Annotated in this window: 15 protein-coding genes; 6 read left to right on the forward strand and 9 right to left on the reverse strand. The window is 54.7% G+C overall.

Translation table 11 applies throughout. The features are described 5' to 3' along the window. Positions 1–133: 133 nt before the first annotated feature. The 6 genes from K1V27_RS20340 (at position 134) to K1V27_RS20365 (ending at position 8,541) form a co-directional block, all read left to right on the forward strand. Entirely contained in the window at positions 134–1,312 is a 1,179-nt protein-coding gene (locus K1V27_RS20340) for a glycosyltransferase (RefSeq protein WP_258932015.1), read from the forward strand. A gap of 221 nt (positions 1,313–1,533) precedes the next feature. Beyond that, complete coding sequence (locus tag K1V27_RS20345; RefSeq protein ID WP_258932017.1) at positions 1,534–1,737, forward strand: cold-shock protein; 204 nt, start codon at positions 1,534–1,536, stop codon at positions 1,735–1,737. Positions 1,738–1,970: 233 nt separating this feature from the next. Continuing rightward, positions 1,971–2,492, forward strand: a complete 522-nt coding sequence (locus K1V27_RS20350) for a peptidylprolyl isomerase (protein WP_309574034.1) — start codon at positions 1,971–1,973, stop codon at positions 2,490–2,492. A 241-nt stretch (positions 2,493–2,733) separates the two neighbouring features. Next, positions 2,734–6,417 (forward strand): AsmA-like C-terminal region-containing protein, encoded by a 3,684-nt coding sequence (locus K1V27_RS20355; RefSeq protein ID WP_258932022.1) that lies wholly within the window; start codon positions 2,734–2,736, stop codon positions 6,415–6,417. 36 nt (positions 6,418–6,453) lie between these two features. Then, positions 6,454–7,251, forward strand: a complete 798-nt coding sequence (locus K1V27_RS20360) for a crotonase/enoyl-CoA hydratase family protein (RefSeq protein ID WP_258932027.1) — start codon at positions 6,454–6,456, stop codon at positions 7,249–7,251. A gap of 81 nt (positions 7,252–7,332) precedes the next feature. Beyond that, a complete protein-coding gene (locus K1V27_RS20365) occupies positions 7,333–8,541 on the forward strand; it encodes a CDP-alcohol phosphatidyltransferase family protein (RefSeq protein WP_258932030.1) in 1,209 nt (402 codons plus the stop codon). Positions 8,542–8,785: 244 nt separating this feature from the next. Here the strand turns inward: K1V27_RS20365 and K1V27_RS20370 are convergent, their stop codons facing one another. The 9 genes from K1V27_RS20370 to K1V27_RS20410 all read right to left on the reverse strand — a co-directional run bounded on the left by K1V27_RS20370 (position 8,786) and on the right by K1V27_RS20410 (position 17,864). Continuing rightward, entirely contained in the window at positions 8,786–9,754 is a 969-nt protein-coding gene (locus K1V27_RS20370) for a radical SAM protein (RefSeq protein ID WP_258932035.1), read from the reverse strand. Between the two features lie 96 nt (positions 9,755–9,850). Further along, entirely contained in the window at positions 9,851–10,468 is a 618-nt protein-coding gene (locus K1V27_RS20375; RefSeq protein ID WP_258932038.1) for an MlaC/ttg2D family ABC transporter substrate-binding protein, read from the reverse strand. Between the two features lie 188 nt (positions 10,469–10,656). Continuing rightward, positions 10,657–12,072 carry a TolC family protein gene (locus K1V27_RS20380; protein WP_258932041.1) on the reverse strand — a complete coding sequence of 472 codons (1,416 nt, stop codon included), beginning with the start codon at positions 12,070–12,072 and terminating at the stop codon, positions 10,657–10,659. After that, positions 12,069–13,109 (reverse strand): flippase-like domain-containing protein, encoded by a 1,041-nt coding sequence (locus K1V27_RS20385; protein ID WP_258932042.1) that lies wholly within the window; start codon positions 13,107–13,109, stop codon positions 12,069–12,071. Before K1V27_RS20385 ends, K1V27_RS20380 begins: the two co-directional genes overlap by 4 nt. A gap of 15 nt (positions 13,110–13,124) precedes the next feature. Then, positions 13,125–14,195: a Gfo/Idh/MocA family protein gene (locus K1V27_RS20390; RefSeq protein ID WP_258932043.1), complete on the reverse strand. Its 1,071-nt coding sequence runs from the start codon at positions 14,193–14,195 to the stop codon at positions 13,125–13,127. 34 nt (positions 14,196–14,229) lie between these two features. Continuing rightward, a complete protein-coding gene (locus K1V27_RS20395) occupies positions 14,230–15,570 on the reverse strand; it encodes an aspartate aminotransferase family protein (protein ID WP_258932044.1) in 1,341 nt (446 codons plus the stop codon). A 61-nt stretch (positions 15,571–15,631) separates the two neighbouring features. Next, positions 15,632–16,438 carry an ATP-grasp domain-containing protein gene (locus K1V27_RS20400; RefSeq protein ID WP_258932045.1) on the reverse strand — a complete coding sequence of 269 codons (807 nt, stop codon included), beginning with the start codon at positions 16,436–16,438 and terminating at the stop codon, positions 15,632–15,634. Then, entirely contained in the window at positions 16,435–17,142 is a 708-nt protein-coding gene (locus K1V27_RS20405) for a nucleotidyltransferase family protein (RefSeq protein ID WP_258932047.1), read from the reverse strand. Before K1V27_RS20405 ends, K1V27_RS20400 begins: the two co-directional genes overlap by 4 nt. Beyond that, a complete protein-coding gene (locus K1V27_RS20410) occupies positions 17,139–17,864 on the reverse strand; it encodes an HAD family hydrolase (protein ID WP_258932049.1) in 726 nt (241 codons plus the stop codon). Before K1V27_RS20410 ends, K1V27_RS20405 begins: the two co-directional genes overlap by 4 nt.

Here is a 17,864-nt window from a genome sequence, read left to right on the forward strand (position 1 = left end):
AGTATTGCGGTTTGGGTCTGGGTTCGCCTGGTTTGACCTCATTTGCCGGGAATGCTAGTATCGCAGCGCACCAACCGATTTTTTTATTGCATCGGCTCTTTATTGGACGATCTTCCTTGACTGCGGGTTGATCATGCTGCTGGTCCGGTCCCTTTTGACATTTTCAGTAACGGCTTTGCTGGTGATCAGTTGCGCCATCTTCATCCTGGCTCATTGGGCAGCATGGCGGCAATACAGACGATTCCCATCGGAAAAATCACCAGAACCGCCGCCGGGCGTATCCATTCTCAAGCCGGTAGAAGGCGCCAACGAAACCACCTACGAAGCCTTCGCCTCATTCTGTCGTATCGCCTATGCCGGCCGCATCGAGCTTCTGGTGGGGACAATCCGGCCGGATGACGCCATCACGACTGTGGTTGATCGACTCCGCAAGGATTATCCAGAATGCGACATCCGGCTGTATTTCGCCGAACTTCGAGGAACCAATCGGAAGACAAGCATCATGGAGACTCTATGGCAAAAAGCTGCGGGCGATTACCTGTTCTTTTCCGACGCGGATGTGCTGGTGGCCCCGGACTATTTGCAGCAATTGCTACCTTTACTGACCAGACCCGGAGTGGGCTGCCTCACCTGCCTTCCGCGCGGGATTGGCGCCCACACGCTGGGTGGAAAACTGATCGCGCTGCATTACGACTTCAATTATCTGCCCCAGTGGATGCTGGCCATGCGGACCACCGGTATCGACTGGGCCATCGGGCATACCATGGCCGTTCCCCGGGAAGTGCTTGGCGGGTTGGGAGGTTTTAGAGATTTTTTGAACCATTTGGCAGACGACTATGAGCTGGGGCATCGTGTCACCCGGCTGGGCCTGAAAGTTCTGGTTCCGCCCTATCTCATCGATTGTTTTATGCCCCGGGAATCGTTGCGTGCAGCCGTACGCCGACTGCAGCGGTGGAAACGAACCATGCGCCGTGCACGCGGACCGGCATTCCTGGGCAGCATCCTCACCTATCCGGTTTTTTGGGCCCTGTTGCTGGCTGTGCTGCAGCCTTTGTACTGGTGGTCGTGGGCGGCCCTGGCAGGAATCGTGGCAATTCGTTATGGATTGGCTTTCCAGTTGCAAACGTTCGTACGGCTGCCCGGGTGGAAGCGCAGCTGGTGGCTGCTGCCCCTCGTCGACATCATCGAGGGTATTACCTTTGTGGGAGCGTATACGGGCAAGACCATCTATTGGGCCGGCCGACGCTATCGACTGATGCCCGACGGCACCCTCGCCGCTGCATCCGAGAACCGCCACGGCAGTGACCTTTGACCGTGCACCATAGCGTGGCATCTCGACCCCGCATCGGCTGCATTTAAGACTTGCTTTCATTTTTCTGTCTGTTTATAAGGGAAAGCCAACAGGCTCGTTGGGTTTCGTGTCTTAGAGCCCTTACGAAATCGGTCTTGTGCCTGAACTCGGCGGTTTCACAGCAGCTCTTCATAACGTCCCGACAAGCACCTTACATTCTGTTTGGAAAGGAGGGATGAAGAGTGACTGAAGGCCGAGTGAAGTGGTTCAATGACAAAAAGGGATATGGCTTTATCGAAACCGAGGGCCAGGGCGATGTCTTTGTTCATTACAGCTCCATCGAAGGCAGCGGGTTCCGTTCTTTGAGTGAAGGCGAACGCGTGCAGTTCGATGTGGAACAGGGCTCCAAAGGACCTCAAGCGGTCAACGTACAAAAGGTTGGCTAGATTTCGCCCTCCTCCATCTTGTTGATTGTTGACAAAACACATAAACATCGGGCCGGGGATCGCCTCCGGCCTTTTTGCTGGTCGACCTTCATGGGTAACGCGCCCGCTGCACTGCCGAGGGCGCATAAAAGAGAGGATCAGGGCTGATGCTGTTGAGCTTGATGTTAAGAAGCCTTATTGTGATTATAATCATCTGTTCCACCGGCAACAGTGGAACTGCGGGAGAAAAGGGCATGAAACCAACCACGGAAAATCCCATGGCAGTCATCGAGACCAGTGAAGGTGCAATAAAGGTTGAGCTTTGGGCGGACAAGGCACCGATCACTGTGAAAAACTTTATCAGCTACGCTGAAGAAGGGTACTATAAGGGCACCGTCTTTCACCGGGTGATCGACGGATTCATGATACAGGGGGGGGGACTGGACGCAAATCTCAAACCTAAAGCGACTCGCTCGCCCATCAAAAATGAAGCCGCCGCCGAGCTCAAAAATGAGCGCGGAACCATTGCGATGGCTCGAACCAACGTGGTGGACAGTGCCACATCGCAGTTTTTTATCAATGTCGCCGACAATGACTTCCTCGATCATCAGGACAAAACTCCCAAGGGGTACGGGTACGCCGTCTTTGGAAAAGTGGTGGAGGGGATGGACGTTGTCGATCGCATTGAGAAGGTCGAGACAAAGAGTATGGGGCCGCATCAAGACGTACCCGTAAAGTCCGTTGTCATTAAAGATATCAGGCTGGTCAGCGAATAAGCGGATCTCCCGCTTTCAGCGCCCCCTGGCCTGCTCTGCATCCGGTTCCGGTATTTTTAGCAAGGGCGTTAAACAACCCTGTCTGCTTGCCTGAAAGCAGCAAATCAGAGTACCCGGGTCTCCCGCGGCAAACCCGAGATGAAAACTGTCATCGCGGGCTTTGCCGTACACGGGAGAACCTTTGAGTTTACAGGTGGGCGGCTTTTGTCAGCAAGGGCGTTGTCAATGCCGGAGCTCCAGCATGAAGATCAAGAAAAATAAGTGGGCCTGGGGAGCAGGCCTCGCAGCTGCCCTTGCCCTCCTGCTCTTGCTTGGGCTTGCTTGTCTGCCCATGATAATCAATCTGCAGCCCATTAAGGACAGCATCCTCGACGACCTTTCCCGAAAAATTGGCGGGCGCGTGAGCGGCGAAAAGATCGACGTTGCTTTGCTCCCCGCACCACACCTGACCATTCGGAAAATGCAGGTCGCCAAAGAAAATCGCTTTGCAGGAAGTCTGGAATCATTGATCGCCTATCCACAGATTTTTCCCCTCATGCGGGGTCAAGTGAAGCTGACCAGGATGCGGCTGGTGGCTCCAGATTTGGCCGTGTGGATGGCTGAAGAATCCGCCGCCGGTGGGGAAACCACTCCCCGCCGGCCGATGATGGCAAGGCTCCGGGAACAATTGACTGCAGCTTTGGGTTTGTCCACTCTGTACGCCCCTGCTCTCTTCCTTGAGATCGAAAACGGAAGCGTAACCATTGCAGCGGAAAACAAGCCGCCTCTCCATATTGCTTCCATCAATGGCAGCATCCAACTCCCGCCGGCTGGATTTCGCATCCAACTCACATGCCGCTCCGGCCTATGGAAATCTTTCACCGCGACGGTTGAGGTGGGATCCGATTTGACCACACGGGGCCTACTCCAGGTCGATGACCTGCAACCACAAGTCCTTGGGCAGTGGGTCGCGCCCCCCCTCTCGACCACCATGGCAAACAGCAGTGTGAACCTGAATGTTGAGTTTGCATCAAAGAATCTCGAGACGCTGCATTTGGACTTCCAAGGGACGGCCCCGCGACTGCAAATTGTTCAGCAGGACGAAACGGTGAGAATTGACTGCGAAAATTTGCAGGCAAGCTTAGATCTGGATAAAGACGGGCTCACCATCGATTTGGCCGAGCTGCGGTTAAACTATCCCCGGCTCAACCTTTCAGGCCAATTTTTGCGCCACCACAACCCCTGCCGCTATCAACTGGCACTCAAAGCAACCGAGCTCGACGCCGACGCCACAAGGCAGGCAGCACTGGCACTTCTTGGCAGATTTTCAGTTGTCCGAAAAATATTCCAGATCGTTCGAGGCGGCACAGTACCGGAAATCACCTTTTCCACGCATGGAAGTTCCGCACGTGACTTGGGAAAGGCGGAAAACATTCATATCGTCGGCAGCATGCACAACGGGAAGATTTTTGTGCCGGCTGCGGAACTTGATTTAACGGAAGTTTTCGGTGAAGTGGACATTTCCCGGGGAATTTTACAGGGTGACAAATTGAGGGCACGCCTGGAAAACTCTACCGGCACGGATGCCTATCTGCGCCTGGGCCTGACAGGCGGTGACGCTCCATTCCACCTGGACATCATCATAGATGCGGACCTGGCGCAACTGCCCCCGATTCTGGTGAGAGTGGTGAACAACGCTCTGTTTGACCAGGAAATGGAGCACATCCAATCGCTTGCCGGAACCGCAACGGGCAGACTGATCCTGGGCGAGAGCCTCGATTCGGTCAAAGCCCTCGTCGATGTCAAGGACATCAAGTTGAACGCGGCTTATGCAAGGCTGCCTTATCCTCTGGAGATCACAAACGGCGAGTTTTCCTATGACGGCATCGAGGAAACGGTATCCGCAAAAGACCTGAGCGGAACTTTGGGGAAATCGACCTTCTCGGCATTTTCGGCGGCGCTGGGCTGGAGCGACCGGTTCCATCTCCAGGTTGAAGCCGCCAATGTCAATCTGTCCGTTGACGAAGTCTACCCCTGGATCACCTCGTATGCCACACCGAGGAGAATACTCAAGGAATTCAAGTTCGAGAACGGCCGCATCGAGGTGGCCAGGCTGACGTTGACCGGGCCTTTGCTGCAACCCGCAACATGGCAGTTCGAAACAAGCGGAACGATGCAGGACTTGGCCGTCCAATGGACCTCCTTTCCCGATACCCTGATGATATCCAACGGGAAGTTCAGGGGAGTTCCAGACAAGCTCGTGTTAACCGACACGCGGGGCCGTCTGCTCGATGCCGCTTTTAAGGCCACTGCAGAGTTGGATGAATTCAGAAAGGGACTGCTTGCAGCCGATTTGAAAATAGGTGGCCAACTGGGCGCCAAGACCATCAAATGGATCGCCGGGCTGAGCAATCTTCCTGCAGCATTCTATTTTCGGCCTCCTCTCGTAGTCGCCGATGGGCACCTGATCTGGGAAAGGGATGTCAAAACGACTTTCATGGGTGTTGTGACGCCCAACAACGGACCCAAAGTGACCATCGATCAAACCTGGCAAAAGGAAGATTATCTTTCCATCAACAAGCTGCTCATCCAGGATGCCGAATCCAATGCACTCATATCGGCAGATCTTAAGCCGGAAGCATTAGAGTTGACCTTTTCCGGGAAATTGACCAAAAACACTGTGGATCAGCTTCTGCAAAACAATGATATGCTCTGGGGCTGGATCAACGGGGATTTCACCGCTCACTTTTTTTTCACCCAGTATATGGCCTCCACCGCACAAGGCAGCCTGCAGGGAGAGAGGATCAACTTTCCGGCGATCACCGGGTTGGAGCAAATTCAAAACTTCTCGATCCATGCCAATGGGAAAAGCATTCAGGTGGATGCCGCGACGATCCTTTGGGAAGATAACAAACTGGAGACCAATGGATCGGTCGTTTTTTCCAGGGATGGATTTCTGCTCGACCTCGATGTCAAGTCCGGCGGCATTGACTGGAGCAGCATCAGCAAGATTTTCCAGGCAACCAGGCACAGTGCAGCCGCATCGAGCCAGTTGGAGCGACTGCACATCCTCGGAGAGATTCGCTTTGTTGCGGATTTTTTTGCCTTCGAGCACTATACTCTGCAACCTCTTGAAGCGAGTATCCTGTTGATGCCCCAGGAAAGCCAGGTGCGCGTGACCAACGCCAAACTTTGCGGAATTTCTCTTCCCGGCCTGCTAAAGATTTCCCATCAAAAGAAAACAACCGTCGAGTTCACGCCACAGGCCCACAACCTGCAATTGAAAGAAACCCTGGTTTGCCTGTGGGACAACAACGGCCTGATGGTAGGTGACTACAGCTTTGACGCAGATATGAAAGGATATCTTTCGGACAACCGGTTCATCAAGACCCTCTCGGGAGAATTTGACTTTCATTCCGATAACGGCCGCATTTATCGGTTCGGCTTGCTGGAGAAAATTTTTTCGGTATTGAACTTTACCGAAATATTTCGCGGCAGGCTGCCTGATTTGGCACAAGAGGGGTTCGGGTACGATTCCGTGCAAATTGAAGGGACTCTGAACGACGGCAGGATGGATATCGCCGAGGCCATTATCAAAGGCACGTCCCTCGAGATGGTTGGCCGGGGCAGTGTTGATCTCACCAGCAGGAGCATTAATCTCACCTTCCTGGTGGCGCCCCTCAAGACCTTCAATGTGATCATGAACCATATCCCTGTGGTCGGTGGAATCCTGGGCACGATCGTCTCTGTTCCGGTCCAGGTTACCGGTGACCTGGAGAACCCCGTCGTTATACCGCTGTCGCCAACCGCCGTCGGATCAGAACTGCTCGGTCTCATGAAAAAAACTCTGGAGCTTCCACTGAAGATCATCCAACCGCTGATGCAACAAAGTGACAACGACCGACCCGAAGAAACGCCTCGCCCGCAAGAACCGGAAATAAGGTAAAACAACCGCGAAGCCTACACAACATGGAGAGACGCAATGGACTACAGTGAAATCATTTTTCGACGAGATGGTGCGATCGCTTACCTGACTCTCAATCGTCCTGATATCCGCAACGCCATCACCAGCGATGTGATGATCGAGGAAATTGTCAATGTCTGTGATACGGTGCAGGCGGATGAAGCGATCAGGGTCCTGGTGGTCACCGGTGCTGGAACCTGCTTTTCGGCAGGAGGCAATGTCAAAGACATGCACGAACGCAAGGGCATGTTCTCCGGCAACCCCGAGCAACTGCGCGACAACTACCGCAAGGGCATACAGCGTATACCTCTGGCTTTCAACAGATTGGACGTGCCGACCATTGCCGCCGTCAATGGACCTGCCATCGGCGCAGGCTGCGATCTGGCATGCATGTGCGATATGCGCATTGCGGCAGAATCCGCCCGATTTGGGGAAACCTTCGTATCCGTCGGATTGATACCCGGGGATGGCGGCGCTTTTTTTCTGCCGAGAATCGTCGGATTTGCCAAGGCCTGCGAACTGACCTTCACCAGCAGAATCGTGGATGCCGCCGAAGCCCTGCGCATCGGCCTGGTCAACGAGGTGGTGCCTTCCGAGCAACTGCCGGCCCGGGCGCGTCAGCTCGCCGAAGAAATTGCCAGGCAGCCCGGCAAGATACTGCGAATGGCCAAGCGCCTTCTCTACCTTGCCCAGAACAAAACCCTGCAGGACACCTTGGAGCTCTCCGCCGCTTTTCAAGCACTGTGCCATTACAGTCCCGAACATAGACAGGCCCTGGAAGCCTTCTTTGCGCGGCAGAAAGCGGGCGGCAAATAGTTGAGAAGCGAGCTTGACCAGTATCCACTGGATTTGCCAGGCTTTCATTCCCCCTTGAACTCGATAAAGGATGCGCAATTGATGAAGACCGCACTGATCATCGCCTCCAATGACAATGGACTGCAACCTGTTTTCCGCGTGCCCAACATACGCAGACTGATCCTGCTTGCGACCAGGCTTGGATTCGACAACGTGCACATCGTAGGACGTATCAACTCCATCGCCTCGGCAGTATCCGACCTGCTGCCGGGCAGTTCCCTGCATACCGCTGAAGAGCCGGCACAGGCCAAGGACGTCCTGCAACAGATGAACTTGAATGAACAGGAGCGAGTGTTAATCCTTAAGGCCGATGTCGTTATTGACCGCCTGTCCCTGAGTGAGTTTCTCGAGGGCGCCCAAAGCGTCCGCACGGCCCGCATGGAACTGGCCTCCAACGGCACGCCGGATGGCATCTATATGTCACATCCGGACCATCTTTCTGAGATACTGGAAGCGCTGTGGGTCCCGTCGGCAACCGGGGCAGAATCCTTACTGCGCAACGTGGTGAGCTTCCCCGGTCGCAATGGCCTGCCGCGACTCGTCGACTCCCGGGAAAACGATGCCGGCGCCGCCGAAGAGAAATTAATCGGAGTGCTGGCCGCTCAGACCGCGCAAAGCGACGGTTTCATGGCGCGTCACTTTGATCGGCGTATCTCCCGGTTCTTTAGCCGAAAGCTGGTGCGCACCGGGATCACCCCCAATCAGGTCACCTTGATTGGCGTGTCCATCGGATTGACCGGCGCGCTGCTGTTGTCGCTGGCAAATTACTGGGCACATCTGGTGGGAGCGATGCTGTTCGTGTTCTGCGTCATTGTGGACGGTGTTGACGGGGAGGTCGCCCGCCTGAAGCTGATGGAAAGCCGATTCGGCCATTACCTCGACATAACCACGGACAACTTGGTGCATGTTGCCGTCTTTGCGGGCATTGCATTTGGATTGTACAACGGTAGCGGAAACCGCCTCTACCTCTGGGCTCTGTGGTTTCTCCTGGGAGGGTTCGCCGTTGCCGCCGTGGCGGTTTATCAATGCATCAAGCGCGTGGATCCGAAAACCTTCAAACAGTCCCCCAAACTGGTGCGTTTGATGAAGATGTTGAGCAATAGAGACTTCGCGTATCTGGTGCTCCTGCTCGCTTTGATTGATCATCTGGAGTGGTTTTTGCTCGGGGCTGCAGTGGGCACTTACCTGTTCGCTGTGGGACTGTGGCTCCTGACTTCCAGGCCCGGCAAGGAAGCAGCCCAAGTACAGTGACACACAATTAAGTGGCCGAATTCCGCAGGTTGTGGATTGAGCGCAGCGAAATCCAACCTGGGCTGGGCCAGCTAACGTACTCGTTGGGTTGAGTCACGCGAAATGCGTGACTCAACCCAACCTTCTACGCCTGTACCTTCGCAAGTCCGTCCACTGCATTTTGGGCACTCGATGGGTGTGGAGCTGTGCCAGGAACATCCCCATTGGCAAGCCAGGCGGCGGTGCCTGCCGCTGCAGTGCAGACCTACAGCGCCTGCCTCGCTTCGGAGATAAAGCGGCTGACGGACCACGGTTCCTGTGCCGCCCCGCGGCATGAATACCAGCATTGACCGCAGTCGGTCGGCGCAAAAAAAGATTTTCTCCATTGGCTGTAATGACACGCTGGGGGATGGTCCGAACAGCGCTTGATCATGCCGTCGGGGGTGACCTGAACCCAGTTCAGCCCGGCCGTGCAACCGGGCACATTTCTCCTGGCGACAAACTCTGCCACGCGATTCAAATAAAAATCCCCGGTGGTCACATTGCCAAGTTCACTCTTGAGGCGTTTCACTTCCGCTATCACCTCACCCAGTCGATTCAACTCATCGGCATCAATCATGTGTGTTTCGTTGTTGATTCGCCAGCAATTATAGGTACTGAGCGAAACCTTGACTCCCATCTCATGGGCCCGTCGAATGATCCGGGGCATCTCGGCATAATTCTCTTTCTTCATCACAACATTGAAGCACAGGCTCACCCCTGCCTTGCGCAGTTCAGGAACCACCGCCAAGATATGCCTGGTGAGACCGGGCAACCCTCTTTCCCGGTCATGTCTCTCATCCAGATAGTCGAGCGACAGCGACAGCCCGTCCAGCCCTGCCCGCCACAGCTCGAGGCCCCGTTCGTGCGTGAGCAGTGCACCGTTGGTGATCAGGCCGATGTGGAGAAATTTGAAATTATTGCGCAAGCCTGCGATCAAATCAGCCAGATCGCTGCGCAGCAAAGGCTCTCCTCCCGTCAAACCAACGGACAAGGGATTGAGCTTCTTGACGACGGGGACATAGTCCGCGAGCTCAGCGGGCGGCTTGACCTTCCAGTAGTCACAGAAGTCACAGCGCGCATTGCAACGCTTGGTGACCTCTAAATTGATATTGAACATGCCGCCGCACATCAGATACTCAAAGAACCTGCCTCCGCCGCCTATCAGTTCAGTAACGCTGAGTTTTCTGGCCATCTAACCCCCGCTCAAAGACCCTTCTGTTTCGTGCCCAGCCGCGCTGATCCCTGCGGGCAATAGACCACAACCATTGTTTGCCATCCGGAACACCTTTCAGGGGGACTTGGCGATGGCCTTTTGTTGAAGGCGCATTCTGTTCAACAGAGCTTCAAAGGATTCCTTCTTGATGACCCTGTCAAAAGCATTTCGGTAATTTCCCGCTATGCTGACCCCGTCGACCTTGACGTCATCGACCAGCCAGTCTGTCGCCCTTTTGGACAGAGAATAATCGACGGTGATCTCATCGTTGGCCCTGACAATCACCGTGCTCACCGTAGCACTGTCCCTGCGCACATCCTCTTTAGGGTAGAGGACTTTCTCCCGCTTGATGAAATTCAACACCAAACGCGAATAGGAGTCCTGGAAAAGGTCCCGAAAGATCTGTTTGAACTCGTTGCGCTGGGCTAAGCTCAGATTCCGCCATTGTTTATCAAGGGCTATCTGCGCCATGGCATCAAAGTCGATGTTTTCACCTATAATCTGCTTGATGGCAGCCCGTCTTTCTTCACGATGCTCGGAACCTTCCAGCTGGGGATCGGTTTGAATCGTCATGATTTCTTCCAACATGGCACGGATGCGCTCCGTTGGCTCTTCCGCACCCGCCCTGGAACGGATTGCTCCGCACATGAAAAAAACCACCAAAACAGCTAGTATCATCAGTCGCATCTTCATATCTGCTCCTCTTTAAGAGTACCGTACACCTCATTTCCATGCCTTGTTCAGGAACAAGCGCCCGGCTGCCGCACATTTTCGGCAACGGGCCGCCTCCCGTATGGGTATGTGGGTATGACGGTTTCCCCACAATTCCTCTCTCCCCATGGGAGAAAAAATTACTGGTGCGGTTTCCGGATGGGAACCAGCTATTCCGCCAGAGTACCCACAACATATTCCAGTTGGGCCAAGCCCACGTTGTAGTTGTACAAGGCCTCGATGTAGCTGCCTCGATTCTGCCCGTATTTTTCGATCGCCTCGAAGATCCGTTGGGCCGTGCCGATTCCCATGTCAAAATTAGAAAAGGCTACAACCACCCACTTTCTGGATGCAGATGCAGCCTCCTCATATGCCTTCACCGAAGTGGCATATTGTACCACTTCCTGATACACATTGGCAACCTGGATCGGGATGTTCTTCTCCGCATCCGCTTTCGTGTTCAATAACTTGCTGTATTCCGCCCGTTCCTTATCCACTTTGGCCTGTTGAATTCCAAAATCAAAGTGCCACTGGAGCCCTGCAAAAAAACCGGCGTACTCATGGTTGAATTCATCTGTAAAATAGGGCGTATCAAACTGGTCACGTCCTGGAGCGCCCGCAACTGAAGCAATCACCGCGAAAAAAAAGGATGGATAAAGATCACTCTTGGCAGCTTCCCACAGAAATTTCTGGGCTTCAATACCTTGCTTGAGTTGTTTCATCTCGGGACGCTGTTCCAGAGCTTTAGCCACATATTCCTCCTGGGCCTGCAAGTCCAGCTGTCGTTCAGGCAGAGACTCCTGGGCAAGGGTGAAATCTTCCGAAGCCGCCATGCCCATGAGCGATTTGAGTGCAAAATAGGCCACTTGACGACCCTTCTGGGCTTCCGCCTTGAAGCCCTTGGCCTGGGCGCTGTATGCATCAATCATGTATAGATCGCTTTCATCCACATGGGTGGCGCCCAGTTCCATCAGGTTTTCTATGCGCACACGAATGTCCTGGAAATAGCCCTCGGCCTCATCGGCCACACCTAATCCCTGCTCCGCCAGCACCATGGCATAATAGAGTTGCTTGACGCGGAATATCAGTTCCGCGCGCTTCTGATCAATCCCCAACTGTTTGGCTTTTACCCCGCGCAACGCCGCCTCTCGGCGATTGGACAGCTTGCCGAAGGTGTACAACGGCTGGGAGATGGTGATGTCAATACGACCGAAAATGCCCAGATCAAAAATTCCGCCCGGCGACGGGTCAATAATCTTTCCGTTCTCTACCCGGGGCTCATCCGCATCCGCTGCGGGCCCTGTCACCAGCGTCGCATCCAGTTGCGGGAAATAGGCCGATTCCACTTGCCTGAGATCACTTTTTGCCGCCATGACTTCACTCTGGCCGATTTCAATATATGGACTTCTGGCCAGCACTAGGTCCTGGATTTCCTGCAGTGTCAGAACCTTCTTCTCAGGCGCGGCCGCTCCTTTCTTGGCGAGAGCGCTTCCCTGCAGCGTTGTGATCAGCGTAACCATGATCACAGATAAATAAATAGCCAACCATCGAACCTGCCCATCTTTTTCGAACTTTGGTCTGGTCATTCCCTTCCTCTTTTGTATCCCCAGAAAGCCAATGCGGAACTCTGCCCTGTGACAGCAAGTGAGCTTCCCTGCCTCTTTTCTGACAGCAAAAAGATATAATTGATGAGGCCGAACAAGGCCCAAAAAATCTGCTCCAGACGCAGCGTTACCCCATAGGTCATGCCGGTAACCAAATCAAAGCCAAGCGCCTTGAACGCGATGACCCGGCTCCCTTCCTGAACGCCCAAATTGAAGGGTATGGCAAAGATCAGCAGATCAAACCAGGTCCCCAGAAACCAGATGCCGGCCGCTACCGGCATGGACGCTTCAGCACCCAGCAGCGTGAGGAAATACCAGGTCTTGATAATGCCAACCCCGAATCCCACAATATGCCAGAATACGGCCACCGGCAAGCTGGCTGGATGAGTCTGATAAAAAAGCCTGAGGGCATTGTCCACCTCGTTGATCTCGTGGCTCACTCTGCGCAAAGGATTGCCCCCTATTCTGTGCGACACCAGCCAGCGAATCAGTGCGCCCAGCTTGCCATATTTTTGGACAAGCAAAAATCCAATGATTCCGATTAATAACAACGCACTGCTGAGCAGCATTCCAATCCACAAAGCCGCTGGAAGCCGGATGCGTGACAGCACCAGGAGCGAGCCGAAGGCGACAAAGAGCAATTGCGAGAGGGCAAATGAGAGCTTGCCGATGAGAACGCCCGTTACCGCTTCGGGGCTCTTGTGGTCCAGCGAGAGGAGCGCCCCTTTGGTGACTTCTCCGCCCAAACTGGCGGTGGGCGTCAGATGATTGATGGCGAATCCGGCCATGCGGATTCTGAAAATGCGCACGAAGGGCAATGACCTGTGAGGGCCGCTGAGACAATAGCGCCACCCGAGGGCGTGAAAAATGTCAGCGATCCCTTCGATCAGTATCAGCGGCACCAGCCCCCAACCCAGCAGCGTGAGCTCGTGCCACAGGGCGGAGATACCGATCTTCCACATGAGGAAGATGAGCAAAAGCAAGCCCGTCCCAATACTAAATATATGAAATTTTTTCATGCACTTAGTCGCTGACTATGCGCACCACGCCAGCGCCGTCGGATCCGGCTTGAGCAGTTCAATCGGCCGCGACGCTTCGCGATTCGACTGATAGGCCAGTTGAATCAACTGGGTGCACCATTGGGCCTCCATCAGATTGACGCCCCGTTCATGCACATTTTTGATTTCGCGATGAAAATTGTCGATCACCGGCGCCATCCATTCCGGATGATGCGACCCGGCGGACAGCGCTTCGGCAAAATCAAACCTGACGGGAGATCTATTCCGGCACTCCAGGATTATATGATCATCGTTGACAAAAATGGTCCCCTTATCCCCGACAATCTCCCCGAAGTTGCGCCGGCAGTCGGCCTGCCAGGTCAGGTGCAGGCGGGCTTCCGCCTGGCGAAAAAGCACGGACAGATCCACCGCCTCTTCGCAGCAATTGTGAGCCGCTCCGGGTGTCTCCATCCTGGCCGATACCAGCAGCGGCGGCTCGCGCAACAGGGAAAGGAGCACGTAGAGATTATGCCAGCCGTGATCTATAAGGATTCCTCCCCAGGCCACATCCAGACGTTTTCTCCAGTCGGCAGCTCCACCGCCCGAATTGGAAGGTCGCAAAACATTCAAGGAAACCGAGCGAACGGTGCCGATTTGTCCAGCGCACACCAGTTCGGTTGTTTTCAACCAGAGGGGCGCATACTTCCAATTGTTGACCGTAAAAACAACCCGCTCCTCGCGGCTTGCCACCGCCTGCATGGCGCGCAGGCTCTCAAGGGATGCAGCCAGGGGCTTTTCACAAAATACGTGAAGCTTGGACTGACATGCCGCCATAACCAGATCGACATGGTGGCAGGGAGGAGTACAAATATCGACAAAGTCCAGTCTGCCGTTGTTCAACAATGCATTGACGGTTGCGTACACACGTGCCTCGGGCAGCAGCCGGCGCGCCATCTGAGCTCTTTGCGGATCGGGCTCTACTATCGCCTCAATGGTAAAATGCTCACTCACCTGCCAGGCGGGCAGGTGGGCATAGATCGCCGCATTGCCGAAGCCCACAATGGCCCCGCGAAGCGGCTCTCCATTTTCATGATTGACTGCATTCATGCTGAAACCCTTCAATCCAACCGGATCACTCTCATTACTTATAGGGAATGTGCTCCGCGACGTGCGCGAAAACCTCGTCAATAATACCCAGCCCCTCGTCCGCTTCCGCTTTACTCAGCGTAAGCGGCGGATTGATGCGGAAGTTGGCCTTATAGTTCATGCTGATCAGCCCGCGCCGCAGACTCTCCAGATAGATCTGTTTGGTAACGCTCTTGTCCAAAGGTTCCTTGCTGCGGCGGTCCTTGACCAGTTCGACGCCGATGAGCAAACCGCGACCGCGCACGTCTCCTATGAATTCATACTTTTCCTGCAGCCGTTTGAGCCCATCCAGCAAATGCCGCCCCACGACGCGTGAATTCTCCACCAGGGACTCATTGACAATGGTCTCAACAGTCGCCAGCGCTGCAGTGCTGGCCAAAGGATTCCCGCCATAGCTGCTGGAGGAGGAACTCGGTTTGGAGAACGGATGGCTCGCTGTGATTTCATCGGTTGAAATCAGGCCGGAAACCGGAAATCCGCTGCCCATCCCTTTGCCTACCGTCATGATGTCAGGCTTGATACCGGTGTGATGGCAGCCGAACATCTTGCCTGTGCGCCCAAAGCCGGTGATCATCTCGTCAGCAATAATGAGCGCATCGTTCTTGCGCGCGATCTCCACCAGCCCGGGCAAGAATTCGGGGGGAGGGATAATGTTTCCTGCAGTTCCTTGAATCGTCTCCACAATGATGGCGGCCAGACTGCCGGCGGTATTGTTTTCGATCATTTTTTCGATGAATTCGAGGCAGAACAGACCGCACTGAGGATATTGCATTTTGTAGGGGCAACGATAACAGTCCGCATACGGAGCCAGGTGCAGCCCGGGGTGCTGCACCCCCCAGTGCTTTTTAAAGGGATCCCCGATCAAGCCCAGAACACCGCCGGTCTTTCCATGAAACCCTCCCCAAAAGCTGAGAATTTCAAATTTTTTTGTATAGGATTTGGCTAACCTGAGGGCCGCTTCAACCGCTTCAGCACCGCCACTGTATAACTGAGTGCGGGTCAGACCTTCGGGAGTCAGCGCAGCAATGGTTTTGAGAAGCCGCACCCGGTTCTCCGTGGTGAAGCTGCCGACAGATACCCGATCCAGCTGCTTTTTCAATGCCTCGACATAAGTGGGATGGGAGTGCCCAAGGCTGCAAACCGCAACACCTGCCATAAAGTCCAAATAGCGTTTGCCGTCCACATCCTCCAGATAGCAACCTCGCCCCCTCTTGATAACCAGCTGGGAAAGCTGCGCTACTTCCTGAAGGCCGGGCGACATGAACTGCTGCTCTTCATGATATAGCTGGGACGACTCGGTCTCAACGTCACTTGCACTAAAGTCTTTGTAATACATTCGGCTGACCTCTGTTTTCTCGCACAAAATCGGCTCGATGGAGCGAACCAGCGGCCTTGAGTCAATTCCTGTTGATCACGTAAGAGGCGATGCTCTCGGCCGCACTGCTGCGGCAACGGGAAAAGCTGGGCCAATCATTGAGATCGATCAGGAATACCTTGTTTTGACTGGTCAGCACTGCATCTCCACCATACACTTTAAGCCCGATGGTCCGGGCTGCATGGGCAGCTATCCGGGTGAGCGGCTCAACCTGACAGGTGAGTTCCTCACCGGACTCTGTACAAAAAGCTCTAAAATATTCCCCCTCGCCAACGCCATAAAACTTGACCACGCGGCCCTGCACGTGGTCCTGAACCAGAATGTCCAACACATGGTGACGGCGGAAATGGTCTACAGCGACGGCAAAATCCTCATGCGAACTGGAGAATACCACATCGCCCGACTGCATGGCGTGGACGTCACCACGCTTCAGCCAGACAGGACCCGAGCACTGCCAACTTTTTCGATCTGCTGCTTGTTCCAGTGGAACAATGCGGCTGGGCGGCAAATGCACACCGGCTTCCAGCAACAGCCTTATCAACGGCTTACGATAGCAGTTGCGGATCGACCCGGCCGAGTTGATCACCTGAGTACCCCCAGCTTCCCACTGGTCGAGGATTTCAAGACAGCGCGCGGACTGCGCCATATTGAGGACACAGTCAGGACGAGGCAGGGACCCTTGCAACGCTTCGGCTTTTACACCGGACACCTTGCACCCGAACTGTGACAGCACAGCGAGAGTCGCATCGAGGATGGCTGCGTCATCCTGCACCTTTCCCGGCGAAAAGATCTGTTCGCGAAACACACCGAGCACCGTGGAGGGCTTCATCGTTCGTTAATCTCTTTCAAAAAACGGTCGGCTTTTTGAATATCTTCCGCATAATCCACATCGATGGTCTTTGCCACGGGCAGGCCGCACAAGCTATGCCCCGTAGCGATAAGCAGTCCCAGGAATTGACGCAGGGCCGTCAAGTTCCGCCGGCGGGCCGCATCGACCAGGGAAAATATGGTCGGCTCAAAATAATAAAAGCCGGCGGTAACGTACCGGCTTCCCCTGGCTGTATCGCCCAGAGCGGTGATCCTGGAATCGCCCTGAATTTTTGCCCACAGGGGCTTTTCATCGTCGATGTGGTCCGTAAGGGCCAGCACACCGGCCGCTCCCTTGCACTCTTGTGCAGCGGCCAAAAAGTCCCGAACCGTGGCGAACCCAAATACCACATCCACGGTGAACAGCAGAAATGGCTCCTCCCGCAGAAACGGTTCAAGGCAAAAGAGACTCTCCATGGAGCTCGGCGTGGTTTTGACCGTGAGCTCCAGAGGAATCGGCCATGAAGTCGATCGCAAGAACTCGGCCACGTCCCGCTGCACATCATTAACGATGCAGGCAGCGGAACTCATTCCGAGTCGTGCAGCGGCACCGATGATTCGTTCGATGAGAGGCCTTCCTCCCACCGGCACGAGCGGTTTGGGAGTCCTGATTCCTCCGAGCGTCAGCCTTTCTCCAACTCCGGCTGCGATGATGGCTGCCTTCATAACAGTAAGGACTCCAATTCAGCCAGACTTTCAATGGTCCAGTCCACTGGCTCGGGTTCAGCCGGAAATCTCGGGTTCGGCCCTTTAATCCAGATGGTCTTCATCCCCATGCGGCGCGCCGGCAACATGTCCCTGTCGTAGGAATCTCCAACAAAAATGCAGTCCTCTGCTGTGACATCCAGATCCTGCAGGGCCCGTTCGAATATTTCGCGGTTTGGCTTGCCGTAACCCAATCGGGTAGAATCCAGAATGGTGATCAGGTGTTCCGTCAATCCAGCCTCTTCACACAGGGCTGCAACATTGCCATAGAAGTTGGAAACAACCCCCATTCGGTAATCGTTGCGCAACCGCCTCAACAGCGCCGCATTCCGCTTGAGGCAGTACTCCGTCTTGGCGCAGAACTCAAGGGCCATTTGTCGTGCCTGTTGCGACGCCTCGTGCAAATTCAACAGTGCGAACTGATGCCGGATATGGTACTCCATCAAAGGTCTGAGCCCCATCCGGTCGACTTGCGGATCATCGCAACACGTTTGATCCGCTTGATAAAATACTTTTTTGATCAAATCCCTGGGCACCTCGAGACCAGCGCTCTCGTACAACGCATAAAATCGATCCAGCCAATGCTCGCCGTCGGAATCCAGGGTGCCCCCGAAGTCAAACAGGATGGCCTTACAACGGCGCAATTCGCTCCGCGTGCCCACCGAAAAGCGGTCGCCTGGCAT

It is taken from the genome of Desulfoferrobacter suflitae, assembly GCF_022603395.1.
GTDB classification, from domain to species: Bacteria; Desulfobacterota; Syntrophobacteria; order Syntrophobacterales; family Syntrophobacteraceae; genus Desulfoferrobacter; species Desulfoferrobacter suflitae.

Excerpts from the sequence above, each read along its gene's own strand:
- K1V27_RS20340 (WP_258932015.1), top strand. The coding sequence starts at position 134 with ATGCTGCTGGTCCGGTCCCTTTTGACATTTTCAGTAACGGCTTTGCTG.
- K1V27_RS20350 (WP_309574034.1), top strand. The coding sequence starts at position 1,971 with ATGAAACCAACCACGGAAAATCCCATGGCAGTCATCGAGACCAGTGAA.
- K1V27_RS20355 (WP_258932022.1), top strand. The coding sequence starts at position 2,734 with ATGAAGATCAAGAAAAATAAGTGGGCCTGGGGAGCAGGCCTCGCAGCT.
- K1V27_RS20360 (WP_258932027.1), top strand. The coding sequence starts at position 6,454 with ATGGACTACAGTGAAATCATTTTTCGACGAGATGGTGCGATCGCTTAC.
- K1V27_RS20365 (WP_258932030.1), top strand. The coding sequence starts at position 7,333 with ATGAAGACCGCACTGATCATCGCCTCCAATGACAATGGACTGCAACCT.
- K1V27_RS20370 (WP_258932035.1), bottom strand. The coding sequence starts at position 9,754 with ATGGCCAGAAAACTCAGCGTTACTGAACTGATAGGCGGCGGAGGCAGG.
- K1V27_RS20375 (WP_258932038.1), bottom strand. The coding sequence starts at position 10,468 with ATGAAGATGCGACTGATGATACTAGCTGTTTTGGTGGTTTTTTTCATG.
- K1V27_RS20380 (WP_258932041.1), bottom strand. The coding sequence starts at position 12,072 with ATGACCAGACCAAAGTTCGAAAAAGATGGGCAGGTTCGATGGTTGGCT.
- K1V27_RS20385 (WP_258932042.1), bottom strand. The coding sequence starts at position 13,109 with ATGAAAAAATTTCATATATTTAGTATTGGGACGGGCTTGCTTTTGCTC.
- K1V27_RS20390 (WP_258932043.1), bottom strand. The coding sequence starts at position 14,195 with ATGAATGCAGTCAATCATGAAAATGGAGAGCCGCTTCGCGGGGCCATT.
- K1V27_RS20395 (WP_258932044.1), bottom strand. The coding sequence starts at position 15,570 with ATGTATTACAAAGACTTTAGTGCAAGTGACGTTGAGACCGAGTCGTCC.
- K1V27_RS20400 (WP_258932045.1), bottom strand. The coding sequence starts at position 16,438 with ATGAAGCCCTCCACGGTGCTCGGTGTGTTTCGCGAACAGATCTTTTCG.
- K1V27_RS20405 (WP_258932047.1), bottom strand. The coding sequence starts at position 17,142 with ATGAAGGCAGCCATCATCGCAGCCGGAGTTGGAGAAAGGCTGACGCTC.
- K1V27_RS20410 (WP_258932049.1), bottom strand. The coding sequence starts at position 17,864 with ATGCCAGGCGACCGCTTTTCGGTGGGCACGCGGAGCGAATTGCGCCGT.